Consider the following 26,808-nt stretch of genomic DNA (forward strand, 5'->3'; position numbering starts at 1 on the left):
TCGTTTGCGGTGATGAGCCATGGTAAGCGCCATCATCAACGCGATAGCGGACGAAAGCCGGTCGCAATCTTCATGCCGCGATTGCAAGACGTCACCGCTTTAACGCACAGTACGGTCATGATCGGGCATCGGCGCTGCGCCGCTTTGGTGCACGGTCCGAGGCGAGCCCGCGGCAGGGCGCGAGGTACGCAATGCAAACGCAGTTCAGACAACACCAAACGATTCATACGGGTTTGTCCAGCAACGGCATAGAGCTTGCTTTTTTGGCGGGCTGCCCCCTTCGTCGAGGAGTCCGGAGTGTCCATACGCGTCGCGTTGCATCACGTTACTCATTACCGCTACGACAGGCTGGTCACGCTGTCGCCCCAGGTCGTGCGGCTGCGGCCCGCGCCGCATTGTCGTACGCCGATCCTGTCGTACTCGATGCGCGTCGAACCCGCGAGGCACTTCATCAACTGGCAGCAGGACGCGTTCGCCAACTATCAGGCGCGGCTCGTGTTTCCCGAGCAGACCCGTGAGTTCAAGGTGAGCGTCGATCTGGTCGCCGAAATGGCCGTCTACAACCCGTTCGACTTCTTTCTCGAACCGTCGGCCGAGCAAGTTCCATTCGACTACGCGCCGGAGCTGGCGGTCGAACTCGCGCCCTACCGCGTGAAGCGGCCGATGACGCCGCGCTTCGCCGAGTTCGTCGCGAGCATCGACCGCACGCCGGCCGGCACCGCGAACTTCCTGGTGGCGCTGAACCAGCGGCTGCAACGCGAGATCCGCTACCTGATCCGGATGGAGCCGGGCGTGCAGACGCCGGAGGAAACCTTGACCAATGCGGCGGGCTCGTGCCGCGATTCGGGCTGGCTGCTCGTCGAGACGCTGCGGCAACTCGGCTTCGCGGCGCGCTTCGTGTCGGGCTATCTGCTGCAGCTCGCGCCCGACGTCAGATCGATCGACGGCCCGAGCGGCACCGAGGTCGACTTCACCGACCTGCACGCGTGGTGCGAGGTCTACCTGCCAGGGGCGGGCTGGATCGGGCTCGATCCGACCTCGGGGCTGCTCGCGGGGGAAGGGCACATACCGGTCGCGTGCACGCCGGAGCCGGGCAGCGCGGCGCCGATCTCGGGTGCGGTCGACGAAAGCGAGGTCGAGTTCGGACACACGATGTCGATCGAACGCGTGCTCGAGTCGCCGCGCGTCACGAAGCCGTATAGCGAAGCCGCGTGGCACGACGTGCTGAAGATGGGCGCGCGGGTCGACTACGAACTCGCCGACATGGACGTGCGACTGACGATGGGCGGCGAGCCGACCTTCGTATCGGTGCGCGATCGCGACGCCGCCGAATGGAACACCGACGCGCTTGGACCCACCAAGCGCGGCTACGCGGTCGCGCTGGTGGACCGGCTGCGCGAGCGCTACGGCGCGAATGGCTTTCTGCATACCGGCCAGGGCAAGTGGTATCCGGGCGAGCAACTGCCGCGCTGGGCGATGTCGCTGTACTGGCGCGCCGACGGCGAGCCGTGCTGGCACAACCCGGCCCTGTTCGCCGACGAACGCGAGCCGGGCCGCTACACGGCCGCCGACGCGCAACGCTTCATCGCGCATCTGGCCGCGAAGCTGTCGCTCGACCCCGACTGCATCCAGCCCGGCTACGAAGACACCTGGTACTACCTGTGGCGCGAGCGCCGCCTGCCGGTGAACGTCGATCCGTTCGACGCGCGTCTGGACGACGAGCTCGAACGCGTGCGACTGCGGCGCGTGTTCGACGCGGGGCTCGCGAGTCCGTCAGGCTACGTGCTGCCGCTCGGCCGCGAGCGCGGCGCGCCGGGCATCACGCCGACGTGGATCACGGGCCGCTGGTTCTTCCGCGACGACCGCATGTATCTGATTCCCGGCGATTCGCCGATGGGCTACCGGCTGCCGCTCGAATCGCTGCCGTGGGTGTCGAAGACCGACTATCCGTATCAGCACGCGCACGATCCGTTCGCACCGCCGCAGCCGCTGCGCACGGCCGCGCAGTTGCGCGTGCAGTACGAAGGCGGGCGCGAGGGCCGGCAGATCGCCGAGGAACAGACCAGCGCGCGGCAGGCGGCCGCGCTGTCGCTGCCGGCGGCCGATCTGCTGAGCGGCATGCCGCACGGCGGCGTGCTCGCGTATGCGCCGCAGCGCCATGACGAATCGCTGCCCGCGCTTGGCGAATCGTCGAAGGACACGCTGCGTACCGCGGTGTGCGTCGAGGCGCGCGACCCGAAACGCGCGGCCGGCCCGGAAGCCGAAGCCGATTCGTTCGGCAGCGGCCGTACGCTGCTGCACGTATTCATGCCGCCGCTGACCGATCTCGACGACTATCTCGACCTGCTCGCCGCAGTCGAAGCGACCGCCGCGGAGCTGAAGATGCAGATCGTGCTCGAAGGCTATCCGCCGCCGCGCGATCCGCGTCTGAAAGTGCTGCAGGTGACACCGGACCCCGGCGTGATCGAAGTCAACATTCATCCGGCCGCGAACTGGGACGAGCTCGTCGATCACACCGAGTACCTTTATCAGTCGGCCGCGCACAGCTATCTGAGCAGCGAGAAGTTCATGCTCGACGGGCGCCACACTGGCACCGGCGGCGGCAATCACTTCGTGCTCGGCGGCGCTACGCCGGCCGACAGCCCGTTCCTGCGCCGGCCCGATCTGCTCGCGAGCCTGATCGCGTACTGGCACAACCATCCGTCGCTGTCGTATCTGTTCTCGGGGCTGTTCATCGGACCGACGAGCCAGGCACCGCGCGTCGACGAAGCGCGCAACGATCAGGTCTACGAACTCGAGATCGCGTTCTCCGAACTGCAACGCCAGGTCGATCTGCTCGGCGGCCGCGACAGCGGCAACCTGCCGCCGTGGATGATCGACCGCGCGCTGCGCAACATCCTGATCGACGTGACCGGCAACACGCACCGCGCCGAGTTCTGCATCGACAAGCTGTATTCGCCCGACGGCCCGACCGGCCGCCTCGGCCTGCTGGAGCTGCGCGGCTTCGAGATGCCGCCGCACGCGCGCATGAGTCTCGTGCAGCAACTGCTGCTGCGCGCACTGGTCGCGCGATTCTGGCGCATGCCGTACACGCAGCGGCTCACCCGCTGGGGCACCGAGTTGCACGATCGCTTCCTGCTCGGCACCTTCGTGAAGATGGATGTCGACGACGTGCTCGCCGAGCTCGGCGAAGCCGGCTTCGCCTTCGATAGCGCGTGGTTCGCGCCGCACTTCGAATTCCGCTTCCCGCTCGTCGGCGAGATGACGCTGAGCGGCATCGACCTGACGATCCGCAATGCGCTCGAACCATGGCACGTGATGGGCGAGGAGGGCGCCAGCGGCGGCACGGTGCGCTATGTCGATTCGTCGGTCGAGCGGCTCGAGGTGCGCGCGCTCGGGTTGAACGGCGATCGTCACGTGCTGAGCGTCAACGGCGTGCCGGTGCCTTTGCAGCCGACCGGCCGCGTCAGCGAGTACGTGGCCGGCGTGCGTTTTCGCGCGTGGTCGCAGCCCTCGGCGCTGCATCCGACGATCGGCGTACACGCGCCGCTCACGTTCGACCTCGTCGACACATGGAGCGGCCGCTCGCTCGGCGGATGCCAGTATCATGTCGCTCATCCGGGCGGGCGCACCTATCAGACCTTCCCGGTCAACGCCTACGAGGCGGAAAGCCGGCGACGCTCGCGTTTCTTCGCGTCGGGTCATACGCCGGGGCCGCTCGCCGTGGGCACGCCGCAGCGCAGCCTCGAGTTTCCGTTCACACTCGATCTGCGCCACAGTTGAAAAACACGCATCACTGACATCACACGACCTTGGCCTTTCAATCGACTTTGCCCTTCGAGGCGTCCGCGCTGCCGGCGGACGCTTCGTCCCTGTTGCGATTGCTGCCGGGTCATGACGGACATTGGGACGAGCTGCGTGACGAGTCGGGCGCGCTGCGCGAGCCGTGGCGGCAGTTCTTCGCACTGCTCGACGAAGACGGCGTGGCGCGGCTCGCGGACCATCACGCGTCGATCGCGCAGCAGATCCGCGACAACGACATCAGCTACAACGTCTACGCGGACAACGGCAAGTCACGGCCATGGGCGCTCGACCTCCTGCCGTTCCTGATCAGCGAGGCCGAGTGGGCGCACCTCGAGCGCGGCGTCGCGCAGCGCGCGCATCTGCTCAACGCGATCGTTGCCGACATCTACGGACCGCGGACGCTGCTCGAAGATGGCCGACTGCCGCCCGCGCTGGTGTTCGGCCATCCGGGCTATCTGCGTTCGGTGAAGGGCTTTACGCCGCCGGGCGGTCAGTATCTGCAGGTCGTCGCGCTCGATCTCGCGCGTACGCCGGGCGGCGAGTGGAGCGTGATCGCGCATCGCACCGAGGCGCCGTCCGGTCTCGGCTACGCGCTCGAAAACCGCCTGATCGTGTCGACGCTCCTCGCGGAGCCGTTCCGCTCGCTGCGCGTGAGCCGGCTCGCGCCGCTCTATTCGCAACTGATCGCGACGCTCGTGCAGGCCGCGCAAGCGACGATGCGCAACGAGGAAAGCGCCGACGCGTCACCGCATATCGCGCTGCTCACGCCTGGGCCGTACAGCGAAACCTATTTCGAGCATGTGTTTCTGGCGCGCTATCTCGGCGTCACGCTGGTCGAAGGCAAGGATCTGACCGTGCGCGGCGACCGGCTCTATCTGAAGACCCTGGCCGGCCTCGAACGCGTGCACGTCGTGCTGCGCCGTCTCGACGACGCATTCTGCGACCCGATCGAACTGCGCGCCGATTCGACGATCGGCGTGCCGGGGCTGTTGCAGGTGATGCGCGCAGGCAATGTGATCGTGTCGAACGTGCCGGGCTCGGGGTTCGCCGAGTCGCCGGCGTTGCACGGTTTCATGCCGGGTATCGCCGAAGCGTTGCTCGGCGAAGAGCTGCTGCTGCCCGGCGTGCCGACCTGGTGGTGCGGCGAACGGGCCGCGCGCGAGCATGCGTTCGCGCATCTCGACGACGCGTTCATCGTGCCGACCTGGCCGCTCGCGGGACGCGACACGCCGCCCGGCATCGAAGGGGGCAGGCAGCCGCTCGCGACATGGCGCGAGCGCATCGACGCGTTGCCCGACGCGTTCACGATCCAGCAGGAGCAGCGCTTTTCCTGCACGCCGCGCTTCGAGGAGGGCACGATCGGCGGAAGGCCGTCGGTGCTGCGCGTCTATGCGATTGCCGACGTCAACGGCGGCTGGCACGTGATGCCGGGCGGTTTCACGCGCATGGCCGCGGAGCGTCAGACCACGGTATCGATGCAGCACGGCGGCAGCAGCGTCGATACCTGGGTGCTGTCGAGCCAGCCGAGCTCGACCTTCACACTGCTGCCTTCGCCGATGCAGCCCGCCGATCTCACGCGCAAGCATCGCACGGTATCGAGCCGTGCCGCGGAGAACCTGTTCTGGGCGGGCCGTTACGGCGAGCGGGCGGAAAACAACGTGCGTCTGCTGCGGCTGATTCTCGGCTCGCTCGAAGGCAACGACGCCGATTCGATGTTCGCGACGCTGGTCGAACTCGCGACATGGTGCGGCCTCGTGCAGCCTGGCGACCTGGCGTCGCCGCACGGGCTGCCGTCGCCGCAGACGTTCGAGCGCGCGCTCGTCGCGAATCTCGGCGAGAGCGCGGGCAGCGTCAGCATCAGCCAGAACCTCAATTGCCAGGCGCGCGCGAACGGCGAGGTGCGCGGGCGTTTGTCGAATGATCATTGGCGCATGATCCTCGCGGCGCGCAACGACTTTCAGGACGCGTTGCAGGTGTTGTCGCCAGCCGTGGGCGCGGGCAACGGCGGCGCGGGTGCCACGAGCAGCGGCAATGCGTTCGATCGCTACGACCGCGTGACGCTCGCGAATGCGCTCGAGCATCTGTCGGTGCAACTATCGGCGATCAGCGGCGCGCAGGGCGACCGCATGACGCGCGATGAGGCGTGGCGGCTACTGTTCGTCGGACGTCATATCGAGCGCGTCGCGACGATGGCCGCGTTCATGCGCGGCGTTGCCGTGAACGGACAGCTCGCGACGCCGGCCGGCTTCGATCTGCTGCTGCAAATGTTCGACAGCACGCTCACGTATCGCTCGCTGTATCCGGGACGTTTCGAAGTACCGGCGCTGCTCGATCTGCTCGTGATCGAACCGCATAATCCGCGCGGCATTTATGGCGTGTACGAGCGCCTGCGCAACAAACTCGACGAGATCGCCATCGCGGCGGGCAGCGTGCGGCACCGGCCGTTCGCGGAGTTGCTGCCGCCCGTCGAATCGCTGCCGACGCTCGAATCGCTGTGCGAGGTCGACGAACAGGGCTCGTATGGCAAGCTGATTGCGCTGTGCGATCAGATCGGCGGCTTCGCCAATGCGGCCGCGCATGAGATCAGCGCGCGCTATTTCAGTCACGCGACCACGGTTGCCTCGCAGGTGTGGGCATGAAGAACGCGTCGACGGTGCTGTCTGTTTCGCATCGCACTGTTTACCATTACTCGACGTATGTCGAAACCGCGCAGCATCTGGCGACGATCCGGCCGCTCGCATGTCCGTGGCAGCGTGTGATCTCACGCAGCGAGCGGATCGAGCCGCAGCCGTCGTATCAGCATAGCCGCATCGACGCATTCGGCAACGACGTGCTGTACTTCGCGCTCGATACACCGCACGAGCGCCTGCAACTCGTCAGCGAAACCACGGTCGCGCTGACGCCGCGCTGGACCAACCTCGACGCCGAGGCCACCCCGCTCTGGGAGACGGTGGCCGAGGCGCTGCGGTTTCGCCTAGGCGGCGCGTTCCGTGCCGAGGCGGAGTACTGCTTCGCTTCGCCGAATATTGCGCTGCGGCCGTCGCTGCGCGCGTATGCGTTGCCGAGCTTCACGCCCGGCCGGCCGCTCGTCGCGGGCGCGATCGATCTGATGCATCGGATTCACGAGGACTTCGCGTACAAGCCGTCGGCGACGCTGTTCGACACGCCGGCCGAACGCGCGTTTGAGCTGAAGAGCGGCGTGTGTCAGGATTTCGCTCAGGTGATGATCGGCTGTCTGCGCTCGCTTGGCTTGCCCGCCCGCTACGTCAGCGGCTATCTGCGCAACGATCCGCCGCCGGGACACCCGCGCCTGATTGGCGCGGATGCTTCGCACGCTTGGGTATCGGTGCATTGTCCGGCCAGCGGCTGGATCGATCTCGATCCGACCAATGACGTGCTCGCCGATCTGGATCATGTGACGCTCGCGATCGGGCGCGATTACAGCGACGTGTCACTGCTTCGCGGGACGATTCTTGGCGGCGGCGCGCATCGGATGGAAGTCGGGGTGACGGTGCTGGAGTTGTGATTGCGGGCGCGGTTCGGTGCCGGTATTGGACCGAGGTCGGCCAACTATTCGCCCCGCAACTCATTGCCGAGCAGAACGCGAATAAAGCCGAATCGCGTTGACTGTCTGTGGCCCGGAACGCTCATCGACCAGCTACGACTATTGGCCTTCTCGCGCAATTCAGGCTCCGCTAGAAGTCCTGCTGTGACTGTCGAGGAAAGACACGAACGCCGCAACCTGCTGGAGTTCATGATCCAGATCGGCGAGAACTACCACGCGACCAATCGCACCGATCAGGAACTGTTCACCGTGCTTGCGCTCGACGCCAAGCGGCTTCCTAACCGCCAACTGACACCGGCGGACGCGGCAGCGCTTCTCGCTGACCCTGCGCAGGGCGCGAACGGGAAACTGGCGGCTATGGACGCTTCATGGGCAAAGCACTGACCGGCGTCGGTCACTTACGGTAAAAGCGGCTCAATGCCGCTTTTTTTGTTGGACGGTGATATTGGAAAACTGCACCTGAAAATGAGATGGCCAGAGCAATTGTGAATATCTGTCAAAACCGGATTATCTCGAATTAAAGTCATTGACGGTGACCCGTTTAAATGGTTTATTCGATAGATGTTTTTCTGGAAAACAGAAGAGGTCTAGTGGGAAAACTGAAACAGGATGGTGCCGTGGGCAAGGAAGAATGCCTGCTTTGCCGTATCACCTATTTAGTCTACTTAAACTTCACGCCAATACCGTCTGCAATGGGTCTGAATGTCGAATCCGGCGAATTTTTCCCGCGGGATAGGCTTCAGTTGTATTCGATCTGAACCATAACGTGGAGGGTAACTGATGGTGCTCTTACGCGTGCTCAATGGTCTGATGGTCTGAGAGCGCGAATTAACCTATGGGAGGGTCCAATGTATGAAAGGATGCGCTCCGCAGAGGCGATCATTGCAGAAATGAAGGCTCGCTTTGCGGATATGTTCGAGGGATCAGATAACCGGGAATGTCTTGATTGCCGTATTACATTCAAGATATACAAAGAGTGGCCTGATATGCCTCGTGCAATGACGACGAATCCTAAATCCGGGGAGCGGATTCCGATTAATGCGATCAGGGCTCTCCCATCCGGTTACGACATGAGGCAGGCGTTAGGGCAAGGCGAGGGGTGCCTCTGTCGCAATCGACCTGCAGGCCCGTTCGATGAACGGTTCACGATCAGGGATTACAACGGCAACCCTGTACCAGATGTGCGATACCGGATTCTCGCCGAAGGCAAAGAAATCTGTGGCGGCAAGACAAACGCAGCCGGGCAGACTTCTTAGTCTCTAGTTCCAAGTGCAACACCTTGAATGAGGTAGGGTGTTGCGATGAAGAAGAACTACAAGCATTTGAGTGCGGAAGAACGCGCGGCGATCATGATCGAACATCAAAAGGGCGGCAGCATAAGAACTATTGCGGGGCTGCTGGGGCGCAGCGCTTCGACGGTGTCGCGCGAACTGGCGCGTAATTGCAGCGTGGACGCGCCGCGCTACTGTGCGACGCAGGCGGCCTCGGCCTATCGGCTGCGTCGTCGGCGCTGCGTACGGCCGCGCAAGTTGATCGAAGGCAGCGCGCTTTATCGGCATGTGCATGATCACCTGGTCTACTGGCGCTGGTCGCCGCAGCAAATCGCTGCCAAACTGCGGGCCATGTATCCAGACGACCCAAGTCAGCACGTCAGCCACGAGACGGTCTATGCTGCCATTTACACCTATGCACGTGGCTCGCTGAAACCAGCCATGATCGCAGCCTTGCGCCAAGAAAAACCGGCGCGCGGAAATCGGCGCACGACGCTTGCTGGCGGCAGCTATGTTCCCGAGGATTTGCGCATCCAATATCGCCCCGAGCAGATCGAGCAACGGCTGTTGCCGGGGCACTGGGAGGGCGACTTCATCAAGGGTGCGTTTAATCGTTCCGCCGTGGGCACGCTGGTCGAACGCAAGACGCGCTTCGTGATTCTGTGCCGCATGGATGGCTGTACGGCCAGGAATGCGCTGGAAGGCTTCTCGCGGCAAATGAAGAAGTTGCCGGCCTTTCTTCGCGAGAGCCTGACCTACGATCGGGGAACGGAAATGGCCTGCCATGTCGAGCTCTCCAGGCGGCTCAATATCGATATCTGGTTTGCTGATCCGCATGCGCCCTGGCAGCGCGGCAGCAATGAGAACACCAACGGCTTGCTGCGTCAGTTTCTGCCAAAGGGCACAGACCTTTCGACGCTCTCGCAGACCCAACTCAATGACATCGCCAAATTGCTCAACGGGCGGCCTCGCCAGACGCTCGGCTGGGACTCCCCCGAGGAAGCAATGGCTAAAGAGTTAGAGAAGGCTGGATTAGCTAAACGTTGCACTTGACTCTTGAGACTGCCCTTCTCGCGTTACAACGCAGGGTTTCAAGTTTCTTACGATTGAAGTGGAGCGTTAGCAAAGTGAACGACAACACCGAATGGGTAACACTCGATGACACTGCTTTTACAAACACGACTCCTGGTTCAAATAGGGACGTCACGATCAACACGACCTCTATCTGCCCGAACATGACCAACAAGGAGTTTCGCAGACAGGCTATGCGGGCACGCGATATCGGCGTCGAGTTAATCAAAAAACGCATTGAGGGCCTTGCACGTTGGGACACGAAAGAGCAGGACCGGCTGACGAACTTCTTTGCAAGTGCGGACGTACATGCAAAGAGGGTACTTAGCGAAGGGCTTCCGAGATTGCTTGCAGCGATGCAGCAACTTGAGCCAGAAAGGATTGTGCGATGGGACAGTGAAACAAACAGGCACCTGTCGTGTGCGGTCACGCCGGATTCGGGCGTCAATCACGCCGCAGTCTGCAAACCAGATTCGGAAAAACGGGTTATCGCTATTTACTCGAAGTTTTGTGAAAGTCCATTTGCCCAGTTGTGGGGAATATGCAAGGTCAAGACGATAATCCACGAATGTACGCACTTCACAGACACTTTTAATTCGCAAGACCACATGTATCTCGACAGCGAAGCGGGGGCGATGATCTTCGCGAGAAATAAGCCTCATCAGGCGATTGGCAACGCGGACAGCATCGCTGGCTACATAGCGACATTCGATGGAGTAAATATCGCACCATGAGTAGACAACCGATTTTGCGCGGTGGCCTTCTCGCGGCATTGCTTGCCGTGTGGTTTTGCTTGGGACGCCCGGTTATTGCTTGTACTATCGGAGAGGTAGCGGCTATTGAGTTGCCATTCAACACGGTTGAACTTTCAAAGGAAAATCGGCGCGCAATCGCAGAGGCGGTGGAAGAGGCAAAGAAGTGGCCTGACGTGCAGATTCAGGCGATTGTGATGGCCGGAGCATATATTGGCGAGCACGATCTTGACGTTTTGCAGGAGCGCCGCGGGGCAAACGTGCAAGCGTATTTGAGGAAGCTCGGTATCAGAAGTGAGAATATCTATATCGTGCCGAAAACTCTTACGGATGGGTTCGTGGTGAAGCGGGCTGACGGTGAACTAGCTGTCCGCCAGATCGAAGTTGAGTTGCATCCGATCTGTAAAGGTAGCTGCGCATGGATGTGCAACGATCCAAGAGTGACCCCACGCACCAAGGTTATCAACCCGTAAGCACACGAATAGGGCCCGGCCTCGGCGGGGCCTTTTCATTCCAGCGTGAAACAGAATCACAGATCGCGCGCCGAGGCATGCAGCGGCCGGGCACCACCACGACCGAGCATAGGCGATATCACCGATGAACTCGATGCCGGTCAGCACGAAGCCGTTAGGACCCATCCAGCTCAGTTCAACATCGTGCAGCGGCGGCAGCGGTTGCGCATCTGCCGAGCCGGATTGCTGGAAGCTCGCCACCTTGCTGGTGCGCTTGTATTGCGCGGGCTGTTCGTGATTGATGGTTACGTCGCCGATCACCGGCTCGGCAGCTTCGATATCGCGATAGCAGTTGTTGAACAGGACGTGTGTGCGCGCCGTGCGCCCCGCAATGTCCTCAATCGGTGGCGCGAGTTCGCGAAGCTCGTCGTCGCTATCGTCATGGTTGAACCGTTCCGCCGCCGACTCGGCGCCGCTCCATGTCGACGCGTCGCGGCCATGCAGCCGTACGATCGCGAGTTCGGGCGACGTCGCTTCCCAAACTGAGTGCGCGCGCTTCGTCATGCCTTCCGGCGCATCCAGAATCACGTGAACGATCCCGCGTTCACGCTCCATCGCAAGCGTTGACTCGCGGTGCTTCTCGCTGAACCAGCTCTCGTGCCGAAATTCGAACGCGGTCACAAACGGGTGCATGCGCTCGGCGCAGTGCTCGACGTGCCTCATCGCTTTCGGTACTGCGGTTATCCAGTGCGGAAACTGGAATAGCACCGCGCCGAGTTTGCCCCCCACGTGCAGTGGCTGCAGGGCCGCAAAGAAGCGCGCCCACAGTTCCTCGATAACTGGCGGCGGTACATCCTTGTAATAGAGATTCTTCTTGCCGGTGTTCGGCAATTCGGCCTGCAGATCCTTCGGGAAAAACATGGGCTCGGTCTGGTGGCCGGTGGAGAGCCGGAATTCGCAATCGATTCCCCTTCCCGAACACGCACGACTATGCATCCGTCGGCGTATCGGTCGCAGTACGTGTAACAGTCCCGCAGGGTTCCCCCCCGCGTCACAATGGTTGTCGCCTGGATAAAATTGGAATCTGGGGGCGATAAAGAGAGAACAAGTTGGCGCGTTACGGAAAGACATTCAAGGACAGAGCAGTGGCGCGGTTGCTGCCGCCGGAGAGCGCATCAGTGGAAGAGGTTGCGCGAGAGATCGGTGTGGGCGCGCAGACGCTGGAGCGCTGGCGCAGTGATGCGCTGTCCAGGCCCGCTCGCGAGCGGGCATGGACAGCGGCCGCGCGTTTCGAAGCGGTGTTGAGCACGGCAGCGATGGACGAGACGGCCCGCAATGCGTGGTGCCGCGAGCATGGCGTGTATCCGCAGGAACTGGCGCAGTGGCGGCAAGCGGCCACGCAGGCGCTGGCCGAGCCCGAAGAGGCCCGTGCGAGTCCACAGCAGACGAAGCAGGACCAGCGTCGCATCAAGGAACTGGAACGCGAACTGCGGCGCAAGGAGAAAGCACTGGCCGAGGCAGCCGCATTGCTGGTTCTTTCAAAAAAACTCGGGGCGATCTTCAACACGGACAAGGGCGAGGACGAATGATCGGCCTCGAAGATCGCCAGTTCCTGGCCCGGGAAATCGATTCGGCAAGACTGGCTGGCGCACGGTTGCGCCTGGCCTGCGAGGTGGCCGGAATCGACGTGCGTACCCTGCAGCGCTGGAGGGCCAATCAAGGGCTCGTCACTGGCGACGCCAGGCCCGGCGCGATGCGCCTGCTGCCCGCGCACACCTTGAGCCCGCAGGAGCGGGAAAACGTGCTGCGCGTAGCCAGCGAGCCGCGCTTTGCCGACATGCCACCGGCGCGCATCGTGCCGATGCTGGCTGACGAAGGCGTGTATATCGCCAGCGAATCGACCTTTGCACGCGTGCTGCGCGAGCATGGGCAGATGAGGCGCCGTGGCCGTGCCAGAACTCCTTCGAGCGGCCGGCCGCCGACCACGCACGTTGCAACCGCGCCGCGCCAGGTGTGGTGCTGGGACATGACCTATTTGCCGGCAACGGTCACAGGGCGATGGTTCCACCTGTACCTGATTCTGGACCTGTACAGCCGCAAGATTGTCGGCTGGGAGGTGCACGACAGCGACGCGGCCGAACACGCTGCTCATCTCGTACGTCGTACGGCGCTCTCCGAAGGCATTGCCGCCCTTGAGGCCCGGCCGGTGCTGCACGGCGATAACGGGGCGACGCTGAAGGCCACTACCGTGCTGGCGATGCTGCACTGGCTGGGCATCAAGCCGTCGTACTCGCGCCCCCGGGTCAGCGACGACAACGCCTATGCCGAGGCGCTGTTCCGAACCGCGAAGTACCGGCCGGAGTTTCCAGTCACAGGCTTCGAGGACCTGAACGCTGCTCGCACCTGGGCTGCCGGCTTCGTGCAGTGGTACAACTTCGAGCATCGTCATAGTGGCATCCGCTACGTGACGCCTGCGCAGCGTCACGCCGGTGACGATCGTGCGCTTCTCGCCGCTCGGCATGCACTGTACGAGAGGGCCCGCGAGCGCAATCCGGCCCGCTGGTCGCGCCACACGCGCAACTGGACACCGGTTGGTGCCGTGACGCTTAACCCCGAACGCGACTCAGTCGTCGAGATGGCGTCGATCAGCGCAAATAAACAGCCTCTGGCTGCATGAGTGAGGCGACAACTTGCTTGACGCGCGCCGGTTCGCACACAGAAATCGCACGTCCCATCACGATGATTCAGGGTCGCGCGACGCCGCATCGCAATCTCTCGTCGACACCCTTTGGGATAGGGGCTCTACGTGATCAAAGGCTCGCCCTTGCTGCTCAAGTGCAGACGTGCGACGATCACGCGGATTGTTTCGCCAACTGCCTGAGGGCCGGGCCCGCATGGTCGAAAAACCGGCGAATCCCTGAACAGAGATAGTTCAAGCCAGGTTCACCGTCCGGGCTCCGCACAAAGCGATTCTTCGGACACTCGCCCCAGCACAGATTCAGATACTTGCACTGTCGACAAAACGCAGGGAGAGCATTTCGTTTTGCATAGCCGAAGTTCTGCTGGTCCGCTGAAAAAGCCATCTCACCCAGGTGTCTCTCGCGGATGTTCCCCAGCGAGTAGGCAGGGTAGACGTAGTGGTCGCATGAGTAGACTTCACCGTCGTGCTCGATCGCCAGTGCCTTACCGCAAAACTGGGCGGTCACGCAGGTTTGCGCGGGCCTGCCCAAGGTCTGTACGACGGCCGTCTCGAACAGGTTCACCAGAACACGGCCCGCATCCTTTCTATACCACTCGTCGAAGGTTCGCGAAAGGAAGTAGCCCCAATCGTCGGGATCGACTGACCACTCGGTCACGACAGAGTCTGGTTGCCCCGGCTTTGCCGCTGCGCTTCCCAGCATCGGCATCGACTCTGCTGGCCAATGCTGTGGTGCGACGCTATGGAAATTGTTCGGTTCGACACAGGGAATAAACTGGATGTAGGTCGAATCGATTTCGTTACGCAAAAATCGGTAGACATCCACGGGCCGCTTCGCATTAAGACGGTTGACGACGGTGAGCGTATTGAATCTTAGCCCATGCTTTTTTAGCAGACCGATCCCATGCATCACATTATCGAAAGTCGGCTGTCCTTTCCGGTCCAATCGGAAAGCATCGTGCAATTCACGCGGCCCGTCGATACTCACGCCGACCAGGAAGTTATTCTCCTTGAGGAACTCGCACCATTCGTCGTTGAGCAAGGTCGCGTTGGTCTGAAGGTCATTCGAGATCCGGCGGTTCGCGGGGGTATGCCGCTTCTGAATCTCCACGATGTCATGAAAGAACGCAATGCCGAGCATGGTCGGCTCACCGCCCTGCCATGAAAATATGATCTCGTCGCCGTTCTGCGCTTCGATGTACTGCCGGATATAGCGCTCCAGCATGGACGGTTCCATTCGGCGACCACGATGCTGGTTAAGCAGGTGCTCCTTGTGCAGGTAGTAGCAATACGTGCAATCGATATTGCAGGTCGAGCCAATGGGCTTGGCCATCGCATGAAAGCGTCCTTTCTGCTCGGGTACGGCCGGCTCCGCTTCAGACGATCGCGCCGGGTAGAAGATCACTGGCTGTTCAGCGTTCGCGTCATGGCTGTTCTGCATGGGTTGGCTCCAGAGATCAACTTCGGGCAGTGTGTGCGCATCGTGGCCGCAGGCAGTCAGCGGTAAATACAACGCGAATCGGTAAGGTCGGTCATTGCGACGATCGCTGTCCTCGAAGCGGGGCGTACACCGTCTTCCAATCCCGCTTCATACTGACAACAACCCAGCCGCGCGCAACGGCCTGGTTCCACGCCTTGTCGAGCCGTGCCATTGAAGATTGGCGGTCGTAGGCGAACTCGCGCTCGGGGTCGTCATGATGCACCAGCAGTGCAAGCGTTTCGCCGGGCCCGCTCGCTGTGTATTCGAGCATTTCCCGATCGCCATCGGAATTGCCGACTGCGAGGATCGGACGCTTGCCAATCGCGCGAAAAATGCCGACAGGTTTACCCGGTCCGTCGTCGACAAAATCAAAGCCTGGTTGACGTATCAGCACGGGTTTGCCGTCATGGACTTCATACTTCAGCTTCTCTTCGGTGCCTACCACCTGTTCAGGCGGCACGCCGTACGCTCCGGTCACCCACACGCGCATGAACTCCGCCGTACCGCCCGAAACGATCCAGATCTTAAAGCCGTTCGTCCGCAGTAAATCGAGCAGTTCGAGTTGCGGCCCATAGACGAGTTCGGTATAGGAACGGTTCAGCGTCGGGTGTTTCGCACTGGCCAGCCATGTACGGATGGACTGGTCGTATTCGTCAGTCGTCATGCCGCTATTGGCCACACCGATAATCTTCAGGAGCGCCTTCCGGTTCTGCGCGAGCGCAGCCGTGTCGTGCACGACAAGTGCCTTGAATGCTGGATTGTTTTTCCACTCGGGGTGTCGTGGCGCGGCGGCCTTCACCTGCTCGATCATGAACGACAACTGGAAAGGCATAGGCTGCTCGCTCCAGAGCGTGCCGTCGTTATCAAAGACCGCGATTCGTGCTTCTGGCGCCACGTAGGTTGCCGAACCTTTGCGCGTCACGTCGGCGATGAACTTCAAAATGGCATCCCGAGCAGCGCCGTCCTGCCACGAAGGCAATGCTTTCGTCGATAGCTCTCTTGAAAGCGCCTGCTGCTGTGCGTGCGCCATCGCAGAATCCGCTGACGGCGCTTCGTGGCTGACACACGCGCTCATCGCCGCGCATGCGCATAAGATCAATCCCGCCAGATGACGCGACGCATGCCGTGACCACGTGCGATGTTCGATGATACGCATTGTTATCCTCAGCCAGCTGAAAGTATCACCTCGCGCATTGCCACCCCTGGACAAGCGGAGGGCGCTCCGATCATCCGGCACATTCAGCTGATCAGTTTCCAGTTGGCAGCGGGATGTTGAAGCCATTCTCTTTCAGTTCGTCCCGAATGTATTTGAACCGTTCGTACTGTGTGAGAGTGATCGGCCCGGAATACCCTTCGCTTTGCAGCTTGCGCGGCGGATACTTGACGTAGGTCTGCATCAGACCTTTGACCGCGGCATTGAAGGTAGGAAGTGTCCAGGTGTGCTCCGTATAGTTGTTCATGAAGATGTCGTAACGCTCCTGAGGGTCCTGATACAGATCGAATACTTGCGGAACGGTGGCGACGTAGCTCTCCGGTCCCTTCCAGCCGAGATTGGTGTCCACCGCCAGACCGCCCGTATCCTTGCCTCCATCTCCGCGCAGGTTGAACACCGCCTTGAACTGTCCGACCCGCACGGCACCCGGCGTCAGTTCGTTTTCGGTGAAGTAGAACCACGCATTACGCTTGCTCTTGCCTGTGCCAAACAGCACGGGCGACATGTCGTAGCTGTCAAACACGATTGGTTTGCCTTCACGATCATTTTTGGGCAAATCTACGCCCGCCAATGCTGCAAAGGTCGCCATGCAGTCGAGACCACCCAGGATGTCGAAGTTTCTCGTGTGCGGTTTGATCTTTCCGGGCCACCACGCGATGGCAGGAACACGTGCCCCACCTTCGCGGTCGGTCCCCTTGGTGCCGCGGAAGGGGGTGTAGCCCGCATCTGGATAAACGTCCTGCCAGGCGCCGTTGTCCGTCGTGAAGAATACGAGCGTATTTTTGTCTAGTCCTTTCTCGCGAAGCTTGTCCATGATGTGACCGACACGCGCGTCCAGTTCAACCAGCGAGTCGGCGTATTTGGACTTCGACAAAGACTTGCCGATGTAGTCGGGATCGGGCATGTTCGGCTGGTGGACCTTCATGAAGTTCACGTTGATGAAGAAAGGCTGTCCACGTTGGACGGCATCGTCGATATCGTCGAGTGCGGCTTTCTCGATGTATCGATCGACAAACGGAATTCCGACAATTCGTTTGTCTGGCTCATTTTGATACTGGCCGTTCAGCTTGAAGTCTTCGTGAGGCTTTTCACCCGCCTTGCCGGAGAGCATGCCCGTAGTCACCTTGATGAACAGGTCGCGGGTCTGCTGATCCATCTCAGGAAACCATTTGGGGTCGGAATATGTGTACGCATTCAGGTGATACAGGCCTACGTACTTCATGTCGTCGTAGCCCTGTGCATTCGGAAGGGCGTAGTCCGCTTCGCCGAGGTGCCATTTACCCGTGAAATACGTGCTGTAGTGCGCGAGTTTCAGCACGGAAGCCAGCGTCCATTCCGCATGAGGCAGGCCGCCGCCTTGCCCCTGGAACGCTACGGTCGTCATGCCGCTGCGATTCGGATTGCGGCCGGTCTGAAGGGCCGCCCGGCCAGGCGTGCAACTCGGCTGGCCATAGAAGTCGAAAAATGTCATGCCCTCATCAGCCAGTCTATCGAGGTTGGGAGTCGGGATACCGCGCCCCTCACCGCCGCCGTAGGCACCAAGATCACCCCACCCCACGTCGTCGCCTACAATCAGCACGATGTTAGGCCGCGTGGGCTGCTGCGAATCCGTTTGTGCCTGGCCGCTTATCGCAACGCTCAACAACGCGGCGGCCACCAAAGCGAAAGGCGCGCGTTTGACCGGCCTAGCTGGCGCCACGAAGCATGTTTCAGGTTTCATCATGTATCCCGGGTATCAATTGACAGGTATCGACATTCCCTCTGCGCGATAGCATGTTCGACACTGCGCATTTTTTGCCCGGAAGGCAGTGCGGTGCTATAGGTACTTGGGGCAAGCCGATTGCCCCTTCGGGCAATACGAGATTCGTGCCTTTTCTTTCACATAGATGGCCACTACATTGATCTGTGCAGTTGCCGGGCGATACGTCATCGGCGTCCCCGGCCGGGACGGTAACTGAAATTCACCTGTTATGACGACGCTCGTCCGCCGCTGGCGGGCTTCCCATCGATAGCCGCCTGTGGAAGAGAGGATCGGATCGTGAGCACGCTGCCCGGCAAAATCAAGCGCGAAATCATGAAGGCGATGCCGCCGACTCTGTTTTTTCTTTTTTATTCTCCATGTTGTGTCGCTGATTCGCAGCCTGATGGTAAAAGGCACCGGCTTGTCGATTCCCACGACGACGTCCGTGCTGGTCGCCTCGCTAATACTAGGGAAATCGGTTCTCGTCGCCGATATGCTACCGTTTATCAACCGTATCCCCGATAAGCCGCTAATCTGGAATGTGTCGTGGAAGACCTTGATGTATGCGATCGTCGCGCTCATCGTCCACTATCTGGAACGACTATATGAGTACTGGAAGGAAGCCCCCAACCTGATCGTCGCAAATCGTGCGCTGATCGCCGATATAAGCTGGGCGCGTTTCTGGGCAATCCAGATTCTGCTTGTGACACTGATTCTTATGTACTGCGCGATCGGCGAACTGGCGCGAGTGATCGGCCACCAGAGGCTCAAGACCATTTTCTTTGGCCCCCTCCCTGCACCCCCTGAATAGCTGGTCGCTAGTGAGTGATGCCTAATAAAGTACCTACCGCAATCTCGCATCGTGGCTGTGACGCGCCGGGCGAGTGGATTCACCGGGAGCAATGCATGCAGCAACTCATCAGACATCCCCTCATTCTGCTGGTCGCTTCCTTCGCACTGATGGCGCTGGCCGCCCAGTTCGGAAACTCGGTCCTACGTAGGAGAATTACGCTCGACGAAGACTCGCTCGACGACTTCAGGATTGTTCAGTCCGCCACGCTGACGCTGCTAGCGCTGGTCATCGGTTTCAGTCTGTCCATGGCGGTAGGTCGCTACGACCAGCGAAAGAATTACGAAGAGGAAGAAGCCAACGCCATCGGGACGGAATTTATCCGAGCGGATCTTTTGCCGGAAAGTACAGCCGCCGCAATCCGCGCGGACCTCGCCCGGTATCTCGACTTGCGAATCGAGTACTACCAGACTCGCGACGCGCAGCGCGTCGCGCAGATCTATGCTGCCACCGCGGGTCTGCAAGGCCGGTTGTGGACTTCGGCCAGAAGCGGCGCTGTTGCCCAGCCCACTCCGGTGGTTGCCCTCGCGGTGGCGGGCATGAACGACGTGATCAACACACAAGGTTACACACAGGCGGCATGGCTCAACCGGATTCCGTTAGCCGCCTGGATCATGATGTTGCTGATTGGCGTGTTCGCCAATGTCCTGGTGGGTTACGGAGTGAAGAATTCGAGCGGCAAAAGCCGCTTCCTGCTAATCATGCCGCTGACCGTGTCGCTTTCGTTCATGCTGATTGCAGACATTGATAGCCCTCGCAACGGCATCATCCGTGTGATCCCACAAAACCTGATTAGCACCGCGCAGTCTTTGCACAAGCCGTGATGCCGTTGGCCATTTCATCGGCGACTATATAGGCTATCGCACGAATGCTGCACTGCGCTGTCAACAGCGCATTGCGATTATGCGGTCTGCGAATAGATGATGTGCTTTGCGTATCAAGGGAAAACAGTAGTCTTTAGCAGACAATTAACTGGCAAAAGCTATTCGGATGGCGAAAGGCTCTGGCATAGTTGGCACGACGCCCTGTCCTGTCAGAGCCATGAAAGAGGAAAGCGCCCCGACGATCGTTGCGGCAGCCCGCGCGCGGCGAGTCTTCGCGCAGGCTCGCATTATGCTTTGCGTGTTTCTGGTCATGCTCGGTTTCTGCACGTGCGCTAATGCGGAACACACCTGGCGGGTGGTCATTCTGCCAGGCGCGGACCCCACCCAGCCGGCGGCCCAGGAGCAGATTCGCGCGATACGCCATTCGATTGCCGCTGCCGCTCCGGGCGGTGTGGAGTTTTACACAGACTCACTTGACGATTTACGATTCGACAACGCCGAATTGATGCCGAGCTTTCTGGCGCTTCTGAAGAGGAAATACGAACATAAACAGGTCGACGTAGTGATCGGGTTAGCAGACTTTGCACTCGACTTTACGAAGCGCTACCACGACGAGATCTGGCCGGGCGTACCGGTCGTGATCTCCAGTGTCGCGGAAAGCCGGAAAAAAGACATTCCTGCGGCCTTCGCCTACGTGCCGACGGATTTCGATGTCGATGGGACTCTCGCGCTAGCGGAGACTCTTCAACCGGGCGCACGGCGTCTCGTCATAGTGTCCGGCTCGGCGAAACTGGACCTCCGGTTCGCGCAGCGCGCTGCCGATACGGCGCGTGCGCGCATGTCACGCCAGTGGACCGTCGATGTGTGGAGCGGCCTGGCCGTCCCCGAACTGCAGCAGCGCCTTGCCGCGCTCGACCGTAACGCGGCCGTCCTCTATACGACGATGTATCGCGATCGCACCGGTCGGACCTTTTTTCCCTACGAGGTCGTCGAGCCGATGGCAAAGGTCTCTGGCGCCCCGATATATGGCTGGTATCCCACCTATATCGGTCACGGGATGACGGCGGGTTCGGTGGTCAGCTTCGATGCCAATGGCCGTAGTACCGGGGCGCTCGCCGCATCGATTCTGCTCGGCAAGGCGCCCCGCCAAGGTGCCGTCTCATCGGCCAGCATGTCTCACTGCATTGCGGACCTCGGGATGATCGAGAGATTCGGGCTACACGCGACCGGACTGCCCGATGGTTGTGAGTTGATCAACGTGCGCCCTTCGCTCTGGCGGGAGTACCGGGTAATCGTGCTCGGCGCGGCTGCAGTTGTTTTGCTGCAGGCGCTGACCATTGCGGCTTTGCTCTGGCAGCGCAAGCGCCGCCGCATCGCCGAGGATGAAGCAACGCTGCGATCCGACGAACTGGCTCGCGCGGCACGGCTCGCTTCAGCGGGTGAACTGAGCGCATCTGTCGCACATGAAATCGGCCAGCCGCTTGGCGCGATTCTCAGCAATGCGGACGCGGCCGGCATGATGCTCGAAGACGAGCCCGAGGAGGACGAACTTCACTCTATCCTTGCGGACATACGTCGGGACGCGCTTCGCGCAAACCAGGTGGTGCAGCGACTTCGGGCGCTCCTGCAAAAGCATACACTCGACCTGGTCCCACTCGACCTCAATTCGGCGTTCGACGAAGGGCTGGCCTTGCTCGGTCTCGAAGCGCGACGCAGACGCATCGCCGTCGAGTCGAATCTAGCGGCGCAAGACGCCTGCGTGCTAGGCGACCGCGTGCAACTTCAGCAGGTACTGGTCAATCTCGTCGTTAATGCAATGGACGCGATGGAGGAGACGCCCGTCGCGGAGCGCATTGTCTCCATCTCGACCCGGGTGGCGAGAAAAGGCTACGAGCTGATCGTCGCCGACCGTGGGCACGGCATTCCGGCAGATGCCACAGAACGGCTCTTTGACTCGCTGTTCACGACCAAACCGCAGGGCATGGGACTTGGACTTTCGATTGTGCGCACTATCGTCTCAATGCACGGTGGACGGGTCTGGGGCGCGCCTCGAGATGGCGGCGGTAGTGTATTCACCGTGTGGCTTCCCGCGGTCGAGGGACACACGCTCTCATCAGTTCGGGCGGAGTTCGATACATCCACTGAACAGGCCGCCTTGAAGGCTCGGCCGATGACACAAGGAGGACAATCGTGATCCATCACGCCGGAGCCGTCATCCATGTCGTTGACGATGATCCCGCCATGCGCACCGCCTTGACGCGACTACTGACTCAAGCGGGGTACACGGTGAAGGGCTACTCGAGCGCCGGGGAATTCCTCGTCGCAGACCTTGACCCGTCGCGAGGCTGCCTGCTGCTGGACCTGGAGCTGCCCGGCCCGGACGGCCTCGACTTGCAGCACGCACTGCAACGGCTGGGCAGGCAGATGCCAATCGTCTTCATCAGCGCGCACCGTGATATTCCCAGAACGGTGATGGCGATCAAGGCAGGTGCATGCGACTTCCTCGTCAAGCCAATCGAGGCGCAGACTCTCTTCGCCGCGATAGACAATGCGCTCGCGACCGCAGTCGTTGTTCCTTCTCCGGCCGAGCCAGGCAAACTGGCCGACGCACACCATCTGAACGCGCGCGAGCTTGTGGTACTGCGCGGCATTGTCGCTGGTCGCCTTAACAAGCAGATCGCCGCGGAACTGGCTGTGAGCGAACGAACCATCAAATCGTGCCGGGCCGACCTCATGCGCAAGCTGCACGCCAATTCGTTCGCCGATCTGGTGATACTGGCTGAGCCAATTGTTCGCGCACACGCCTCGACCTGAACCCGGCTTGCCCCAAAGGGCAACCGGATTGCCCCATGCCCTGATAGCGCCGGACCTTGGCTCACACGAAACTTGAGGCACGAGACCTTGGCGGGCAATGAACCATACCAGACAGTTGATCGTGATCGTCGAAGACGACGCCGGCATGGGTCGGGCATTGCAGCGCCTGTTGCGCGTGTCGGGCTTCGACATCCTGTTGTTCGGCAGCGCCGAGGCATACTCCCACGCGAACTGCATGCGCGTACCATACTGCCTTGTGCTGGACGTTCAACTGCCCGGTATTTCAGGGCCCCGATTCTACGAGCAGCTCGGTTATCGTCGTCCTCCAGCCGTGTTCATCACCTCGCACGACAATCCGGAAACGCGCAGCGCCGTCGCGTGCGCTGGCGGCCAGGAATTGCTGATCAAGCCGTTTGTAGCCAAAGATCTTCTCGACGCGATTTCGCGGGTGGCACCAGGCGGCGGTCCGGCTCCGTGACATCGCACTCCGGATATGCCGGCTGACCAGCTTTGAGAAATTTGCGCGACGTGACGTTCGATGTGGTATCGCGTCGGGCCGTAGCAAACTTGCAAGCGGACATTCAGGGCTGCCGGGCGATCGTCTCAAATTGGCCGGCCGGCGACATCCGCGTCAGTCTAGCGAATTCGCGCCGGCAATCCGGCCATCACGTTCCTTCGCCGTGGCTGTGCGGTCCAGATAAGCCCTGCGATTGCTGCTCCCACCGGGTGATTACATCAAGGCGGCGAAAACCATAACGCTGTTCGAGTGCGTGCTTCTGTTTTCTTCCGACCACCTGCGCGAGCCCTAGTCGCGCACTCAGGCGGTTCGGTCCATTGTGTAGCTCGTCCGGGTACATCTGTTCGGCCACCAGCCCTGGGACGATCGTCGGCGGCGGGCGCACATCGGACGACACTGGGCGTAACGGTGTTGACTTTGCGATGGGGTTCAGTTCGTTGCCGGTATTCAAGTCAGTTCAGCCATAATGTAGAAAACGTCGCCGGAGTTCACCCGCTCATGAAGTCTCGTTGCTTGGCAGCAGTTCTCGTCGTTCTCGCTACCGGCTGCACATCGACTCCGGCGAACAATCAGCCGGCGGTCGATACGAACGCCTACATCCTGCATGTTCCAGACGCCGCACCGTCCGCTGACTCCACGTCAAGACCACCGAGACTCACTGTCGGCACCAGCTATTCCGACACGCAACTTATTCTGCCCTGGTTCCTCAATGACCTGATCGACTTCGTCAACTATCGCTAGTCTGGTGCGCGGGGGCACTCGGGTGCGTTCCTTCCTCTGCGAATCTACGGTTGAGCGTGCGTACAGATGTGTGCAATGCCTGCGCAAGATCCTGTATGGTTACCGGCTGCGCAATATTCTGTTCAAGATAGTCGCGCGTTTTAGCCACGATGGAACCGTGATGAAATGCGCTGAATGTCCAGTCTTCCAGCTCGTGAAAGACGGACTGCGAAGGGATATCGCTGTCCATCGGCTGACAAACTCGAACACGAGCGTGGCAGTGCCGGCGTTCGATCTTGGCTTTTCCGACGCCACCGGTTTCTGCCGCGCATTTAAACATTGGACCGGCAGTAGTCCTTTTGACTATCGCAAGAGTACCCGTCAGGGTGAGTGACGAGAAAGAGTCATGTCTGACTACGTTTTAAACGATTTTGAATGCCCGTGTCGAACGGCTGGAACTGGGGCCGAACTACGCCAATCATCGGGCGCGTGTGCCGGACGACGGTGCATCAGTTGGCCAACGAGGGTAAGGCTTACGAGTACGACGAGACGGTGGCCCATTTGGCACTGTCATCGGACTACCCCGAGTCGATCCCGACGTTGCCCATTGACTGGCAGTTGCCGTGTGATGCTTTCAAGCAAGGCGCCGGCCCGCAGTAAGGCTATGTGCAATGATTCCATCAACCTACGACTCCCGCCCGCGTCCTCACGTGGGCCGGCGGGCGTTTCTTCCTGTGCTTTTTTCGGTGTGGTTCGGAACGCGGAATTTTCCTCGGTAGGCCCGCTTGCGTGCACCGCCAGCGGCAACAAAAGGCGCGCGGGGCGATCCTGTGGTTAGCGTGGCTAGAAACAGCGGGCGGGCGTGACAGTAGTGCTGGCGTGACAGCGCGTATGACTCAAATCGGCCAGGTGAACTATCATGGTAGAAGCTGTATTCATCAGCGCAGGAGCACATCATGACCTCCAATCCATCCGCTGAGCCGACCGGCACCTCTCTCGACCCCGCGAAAACTTCCGCCGGCAAGACTCGCCAGCCCGATCCGAAGGGCCTGAAAAATCCGGCCCCAGACGACCTTCCTAACGCCGACGCGGCAGAGCCCGAGCCTCACGAGCACCTCCCGTCCAGAAGCGACGACAACTGATTCAACACCGCCGGTGCCGACGTCGTCCGCATGACAATCCACGCGGCGGGTTCGCGAGTGGTTCGCGCATGCTTTCGCGCCGACGCCGTGAAGTCGGGGAGCGCTCGCGGTTCACGCAAATGGCTCGATGCATTTCGTCCAACAAAGTCACGGCCCAGTTTGAATCGCACAGGAGCAGATCATGCAGAACGTGCTGGTAGGTTATGACGGGTCGGCGTCCGCGCAATATGCCGTTGCTTTCGCGGTCGATCTCGCGAAGCGTTTCGACGCGCGCTTGCATGTGCTCGTCGTCGCGCGCACGCCGGACTGGGGTGCGATAGAAGTTGAGCGAAAAAATCTGATCGATCTGGAAGTGCGCCATGCCACCGCGATCCTCGACGACATCAAGGCGAAGCTCGCCGCTTCGATCGGGGCCGTGGAGTTCGATCTCGTGGTCGGCCCGCCGGCAAAGGAGATCGTGCTGTACGCGGAGCGGCATGCTATCGACCATCTCGTGGTGGGGCATCGCGGACATACGCCGTTCGATCGCTGGCTGATCGGTTCGGTCGCGCGCCAGGTGCTCGCCTACGCGCCGTGCGCGGTCACCATCGTGCGCGATCCGGCGACGATGAAAAAATCGCGGCATGAGAGCGAAGCACCATCGGCATAAAATCCGCAAACTGCTGCAGATGATGGGCTCAGGACAAACGCGACCGATCTCGCAAGCTGGAAGCGGCTTGAGCGTAGAGACGCTGAGAACGCTTGCGTTGACGAACAAAAGCTCGCATGGCCGCGCCTATCAGCTCGCTGCCGAAACGCCGGAGCTCATGATTCGCATGCTGATCGTGGGTTACTGCTTCGGTGTCCGGTCCGAGCGACGGCTATGCGAAGACCTTTGAGCTTCCTCGACGACATCATCAACTTCGTCAACTGTCGCCAGGCATCGAGCGCGTCGCGCGGCTCTTGACATGATCGATGAACGCACGCAGCTTCGGCATGATCTGGCGGCGGCTCGGATAGTAGAGAAACACGCCCGGGACCATCGGCGCGTACGCCTTCAGAACGTGCACCAGCTTTCCCGTTCGCAACCCCTCGGCGACCATCGGCTCGGGTAGCTGGGCAAGGCCAACGCCTTCGATCGCCGCGCCCAGCACGCTCGCAAAATCGCTGGCGATGAAAGGACCGGAGACGGCGATCTCGATCGGCTGGCCGTTGTCGTTGAACGACCACAACGCGAGCGCGCCGCTGGAGCGCCGCCAGCGAATGCATGCATGCTCGCGCAGATCGTCCATTTGCTCGGGGCGGCCGCGCGCCGCGAAATAGGCAGGACTTCCCACGACGACAAAACGGAACGGTGCCGTGAGCGGCACCGCGACCATGTCGGCGGCGACGAACTGACCGAGCCGGATGCCGGCGTCGAAGCCTTCCGTCGCGAGATCGATCAGCTCCTTGCTGGCCGCTATTTCCACCTCGACCTCGGGATTGGCCTTGCAGAATGACGCGATCAGCGGCTCCAGCAGGATCGGCACGACTGCACGCGGCACGGAAAGACGCAACAGGCCGGACGGTCGCTCGCCGAGTCCGCGCGCCACCTCGCCGGCGGCGACGAGTTCCTCGAAGGCGGGCTTGGCCCGAGCGAGAAAGCGCTCGCCGGCTTCGGTCAAGCCGACGCTGCGCGTGGTGCGGATGAAGAGCGTCGCACCGAGGCGGGCTTCGAGCACACGCACCGCCTGACTGACGGCCGACGGCGTCACGCCCAGTTGCGCGGCGGCCCCGCGAAAACTGCGATGCTCGGCAACGCTGAGGAAGACTTCGACGCCGTCGAGCGCGCCCTGCCTGACTGTGAAGTTCTGCTTCATAGCCTGTCAACATTGTGAGGAATAGTCACCCGCGCGAGACGATGGTACACCTAACA

25 protein-coding genes and 2 pseudogenes are annotated in these 26,808 nt (G+C 61.2%); 19 read left to right on the forward strand and 8 right to left on the reverse strand.

Annotation, left to right across the window (positions count from 1 at the left end; translation table 11 throughout):
* The first annotated feature begins 297 nt into the window (after positions 1–297).
* The 7 genes from OKW26_RS07085 to OKW26_RS07115 all read left to right on the forward strand — a co-directional run bounded on the left by OKW26_RS07085 (position 298) and on the right by OKW26_RS07115 (position 10,445).
* Positions 298–3,783: a DUF2126 domain-containing protein gene (locus tag OKW26_RS07085; RefSeq protein WP_429353096.1), complete on the forward strand. Its 3,486-nt coding sequence runs from the start codon at positions 298–300 to the stop codon at positions 3,781–3,783.
* A gap of 29 nt (positions 3,784–3,812) precedes the next feature.
* Positions 3,813–6,443 (forward strand): circularly permuted type 2 ATP-grasp protein, encoded by a 2,631-nt coding sequence (locus OKW26_RS07090; RefSeq protein ID WP_429353097.1) that lies wholly within the window; start codon positions 3,813–3,815, stop codon positions 6,441–6,443.
* The gene (locus tag OKW26_RS07095) at positions 6,440–7,330 is read left to right on the forward strand and encodes a transglutaminase family protein (protein ID WP_429353098.1); all 891 of its coding nucleotides are present in this window, start codon (positions 6,440–6,442) and stop codon (positions 7,328–7,330) included. The genes OKW26_RS07090 and OKW26_RS07095 overlap by 4 nt, the downstream gene beginning before the upstream one ends.
* 183 nt (positions 7,331–7,513) lie before the next feature.
* On the forward strand, positions 7,514–7,753 hold the full coding sequence (locus OKW26_RS07100; protein ID WP_184063464.1) for a hypothetical protein: 240 nt from the start codon (positions 7,514–7,516) through the stop codon (positions 7,751–7,753).
* A 464-nt stretch (positions 7,754–8,217) separates the two neighbouring features.
* Positions 8,218–8,625 carry a hypothetical protein gene (locus OKW26_RS07105; protein WP_429353099.1) on the forward strand — a complete coding sequence of 136 codons (408 nt, stop codon included), beginning with the start codon at positions 8,218–8,220 and terminating at the stop codon, positions 8,623–8,625.
* Positions 8,626–8,670: 45 nt separating this feature from the next.
* Entirely contained in the window at positions 8,671–9,693 is a 1,023-nt protein-coding gene (locus OKW26_RS07110; protein WP_429352295.1) for an IS30 family transposase, read from the forward strand.
* Between the two features lie 74 nt (positions 9,694–9,767).
* A complete protein-coding gene (locus OKW26_RS07115) occupies positions 9,768–10,445 on the forward strand; it encodes a M35 family metallo-endopeptidase (protein WP_429353100.1) in 678 nt (225 codons plus the stop codon).
* Positions 10,446–11,251: 806 nt separating this feature from the next.
* Here OKW26_RS07115 and OKW26_RS07120 read toward each other — a convergent pair.
* Positions 11,252–11,869: pseudogene (locus OKW26_RS07120) on the reverse strand (DUF72 domain-containing protein); the annotation flags it as partial.
* Positions 11,870–12,024: 155 nt separating this feature from the next.
* Here OKW26_RS07120 and OKW26_RS07125 point away from each other — a divergent pair.
* Positions 12,025–13,592 (forward strand): IS3 family transposase gene (locus tag OKW26_RS07125; RefSeq protein WP_429353101.1). Its coding sequence is split into 2 segments (ribosomal slippage): positions 12,025–12,463 and positions 12,463–13,592, totalling 1,569 coding nucleotides; the frame shifts between segments, so codons are not numbered across the junction.
* 175 nt (positions 13,593–13,767) lie between these two features.
* Here the strand turns inward: OKW26_RS07125 and OKW26_RS07130 are convergent.
* The 4 genes from OKW26_RS07130 to OKW26_RS07145 all read right to left on the reverse strand — a co-directional run bounded on the left by OKW26_RS07130 (position 13,768) and on the right by OKW26_RS07145 (position 18,482).
* Positions 13,768–15,054 (reverse strand): anaerobic sulfatase maturase, encoded by a 1,287-nt coding sequence (locus tag OKW26_RS07130; protein WP_429353102.1) that lies wholly within the window; start codon positions 15,052–15,054, stop codon positions 13,768–13,770.
* A 91-nt stretch (positions 15,055–15,145) separates the two neighbouring features.
* Positions 15,146–16,249: an HAD family hydrolase gene (locus OKW26_RS07135; protein WP_429353103.1), complete on the reverse strand. Its 1,104-nt coding sequence runs from the start codon at positions 16,247–16,249 to the stop codon at positions 15,146–15,148.
* A gap of 91 nt (positions 16,250–16,340) precedes the next feature.
* Positions 16,341–18,026, reverse strand: a complete 1,686-nt coding sequence (locus OKW26_RS07140) for an arylsulfatase (protein WP_429353104.1) — start codon at positions 18,024–18,026, stop codon at positions 16,341–16,343.
* Between the two features lie 96 nt (positions 18,027–18,122).
* On the reverse strand, positions 18,123–18,482 hold the full coding sequence (locus tag OKW26_RS07145) for a hypothetical protein (RefSeq protein WP_311734744.1): 360 nt from the start codon (positions 18,480–18,482) through the stop codon (positions 18,123–18,125).
* 10 nt (positions 18,483–18,492) lie between these two features.
* Between OKW26_RS07145 and OKW26_RS07150 the strand changes: the two genes are divergently transcribed.
* From OKW26_RS07150 to OKW26_RS07170, 5 genes are all read left to right on the forward strand, one after another.
* Positions 18,493–18,858, forward strand: coding sequence for a hypothetical protein (locus OKW26_RS07150; protein ID WP_429353105.1), 366 nt, complete (start codon positions 18,493–18,495; stop codon positions 18,856–18,858).
* Positions 18,859–18,953: 95 nt separating this feature from the next.
* On the forward strand, positions 18,954–19,721 hold the full coding sequence (locus OKW26_RS07155; protein ID WP_429353106.1) for a hypothetical protein: 768 nt from the start codon (positions 18,954–18,956) through the stop codon (positions 19,719–19,721).
* A 217-nt stretch (positions 19,722–19,938) separates the two neighbouring features.
* Entirely contained in the window at positions 19,939–21,915 is a 1,977-nt protein-coding gene (locus tag OKW26_RS07160) for a sensor histidine kinase (protein ID WP_429353107.1), read from the forward strand.
* A complete protein-coding gene (locus tag OKW26_RS07165; RefSeq protein WP_429353108.1) occupies positions 21,912–22,535 on the forward strand; it encodes a response regulator transcription factor in 624 nt (207 codons plus the stop codon). The genes OKW26_RS07160 and OKW26_RS07165 overlap by 4 nt, the downstream gene beginning before the upstream one ends.
* 121 nt (positions 22,536–22,656) lie before the next feature.
* Positions 22,657–23,013 carry a response regulator gene (locus tag OKW26_RS07170; RefSeq protein ID WP_429354189.1) on the forward strand — a complete coding sequence of 119 codons (357 nt, stop codon included), beginning with the start codon at positions 22,657–22,659 and terminating at the stop codon, positions 23,011–23,013.
* A gap of 187 nt (positions 23,014–23,200) precedes the next feature.
* Here OKW26_RS07170 and OKW26_RS07175 read toward each other — a convergent pair whose 3' ends face one another.
* Complete coding sequence (locus tag OKW26_RS07175; RefSeq protein WP_429353109.1) at positions 23,201–23,503, reverse strand: hypothetical protein; 303 nt, start codon at positions 23,501–23,503, stop codon at positions 23,201–23,203.
* 62 nt (positions 23,504–23,565) lie between these two features.
* Here OKW26_RS07175 and OKW26_RS07180 point away from each other — a divergent pair, with 62 nt between their 5' ends.
* Positions 23,566–23,793, forward strand: coding sequence for a hypothetical protein (locus tag OKW26_RS07180; RefSeq protein WP_260321343.1), 228 nt, complete (start codon positions 23,566–23,568; stop codon positions 23,791–23,793).
* Here the strand turns inward: OKW26_RS07180 and OKW26_RS07185 are convergent.
* On the reverse strand, positions 23,780–24,022 hold the full coding sequence (locus OKW26_RS07185) for a helix-turn-helix domain-containing protein (protein WP_090807172.1): 243 nt from the start codon (positions 24,020–24,022) through the stop codon (positions 23,780–23,782). The genes OKW26_RS07180 and OKW26_RS07185 overlap by 14 nt on opposite strands.
* Here OKW26_RS07185 and OKW26_RS07190 point away from each other — a divergent pair.
* The 5 genes and pseudogenes from OKW26_RS07190 to OKW26_RS07210 form a co-directional block, all read left to right on the forward strand.
* Positions 23,954–24,166 carry a helix-turn-helix domain-containing protein gene (locus OKW26_RS07190; protein ID WP_260321350.1) on the forward strand — a complete coding sequence of 71 codons (213 nt, stop codon included), beginning with the start codon at positions 23,954–23,956 and terminating at the stop codon, positions 24,164–24,166. The genes OKW26_RS07185 and OKW26_RS07190 overlap by 69 nt on opposite strands.
* 41 nt (positions 24,167–24,207) lie before the next feature.
* Positions 24,208–24,432: a hypothetical protein gene (locus OKW26_RS07195; RefSeq protein ID WP_184063490.1), complete on the forward strand. Its 225-nt coding sequence runs from the start codon at positions 24,208–24,210 to the stop codon at positions 24,430–24,432.
* 296 nt (positions 24,433–24,728) lie between these two features.
* A complete protein-coding gene (locus OKW26_RS07200; protein ID WP_090807171.1) occupies positions 24,729–24,914 on the forward strand; it encodes a hypothetical protein in 186 nt (61 codons plus the stop codon).
* 181 nt (positions 24,915–25,095) lie between these two features.
* On the forward strand, positions 25,096–25,563 hold the full coding sequence (locus OKW26_RS07205) for a universal stress protein (protein ID WP_184063493.1): 468 nt from the start codon (positions 25,096–25,098) through the stop codon (positions 25,561–25,563).
* A gap of 148 nt (positions 25,564–25,711) precedes the next feature.
* Positions 25,712–25,789: pseudogene (locus tag OKW26_RS07210) on the forward strand (transposase); the annotation flags it as partial.
* Positions 25,790–25,819: 30 nt separating this feature from the next.
* Here OKW26_RS07210 and OKW26_RS07215 read toward each other — a convergent pair.
* Positions 25,820–26,752, reverse strand: coding sequence for a LysR family transcriptional regulator (locus OKW26_RS07215; protein WP_429353110.1), 933 nt, complete (start codon positions 26,750–26,752; stop codon positions 25,820–25,822).
* Positions 26,753–26,808 lie beyond the last annotated feature (56 nt).

The organism is Paraburkholderia sp. 32 (assembly GCF_050435345.1).
Lineage (GTDB): Bacteria > Pseudomonadota > Gammaproteobacteria > Burkholderiales > Burkholderiaceae > Paraburkholderia > Paraburkholderia tuberum.

Coding starts and splice junctions, on each gene's coding strand:
- OKW26_RS07095 (WP_429353098.1), top strand. CDS start 6,440: ATGAAGAACGCGTCGACGGTGCTGTCTGTTTCGCATCGCACTGTTTAC.
- OKW26_RS07105 (WP_429353099.1), top strand. CDS start 8,218: ATGTATGAAAGGATGCGCTCCGCAGAGGCGATCATTGCAGAAATGAAG.
- OKW26_RS07110 (WP_429352295.1), top strand. CDS start 8,671: ATGAAGAAGAACTACAAGCATTTGAGTGCGGAAGAACGCGCGGCGATC.
- OKW26_RS07130 (WP_429353102.1), bottom strand. CDS start 15,054: ATGCAGAACAGCCATGACGCGAACGCTGAACAGCCAGTGATCTTCTAC.
- OKW26_RS07135 (WP_429353103.1), bottom strand. CDS start 16,249: ATGCGTATCATCGAACATCGCACGTGGTCACGGCATGCGTCGCGTCAT.
- OKW26_RS07140 (WP_429353104.1), bottom strand. CDS start 18,026: ATGAAACCTGAAACATGCTTCGTGGCGCCAGCTAGGCCGGTCAAACGC.
- OKW26_RS07155 (WP_429353106.1), top strand. CDS start 18,954: ATGCAGCAACTCATCAGACATCCCCTCATTCTGCTGGTCGCTTCCTTC.
- OKW26_RS07160 (WP_429353107.1), top strand. CDS start 19,939: ATGAAAGAGGAAAGCGCCCCGACGATCGTTGCGGCAGCCCGCGCGCGG.
- OKW26_RS07190 (WP_260321350.1), top strand. CDS start 23,954: ATGAAATGCGCTGAATGTCCAGTCTTCCAGCTCGTGAAAGACGGACTG.
- OKW26_RS07185 (WP_090807172.1), bottom strand. CDS start 24,022: ATGGACAGCGATATCCCTTCGCAGTCCGTCTTTCACGAGCTGGAAGAC.
- OKW26_RS07195 (WP_184063490.1), top strand. CDS start 24,208: ATGCCCGTGTCGAACGGCTGGAACTGGGGCCGAACTACGCCAATCATC.
- OKW26_RS07200 (WP_090807171.1), top strand. CDS start 24,729: ATGACCTCCAATCCATCCGCTGAGCCGACCGGCACCTCTCTCGACCCC.
- OKW26_RS07205 (WP_184063493.1), top strand. CDS start 25,096: ATGCAGAACGTGCTGGTAGGTTATGACGGGTCGGCGTCCGCGCAATAT.
- OKW26_RS07215 (WP_429353110.1), bottom strand. CDS start 26,752: ATGAAGCAGAACTTCACAGTCAGGCAGGGCGCGCTCGACGGCGTCGAA.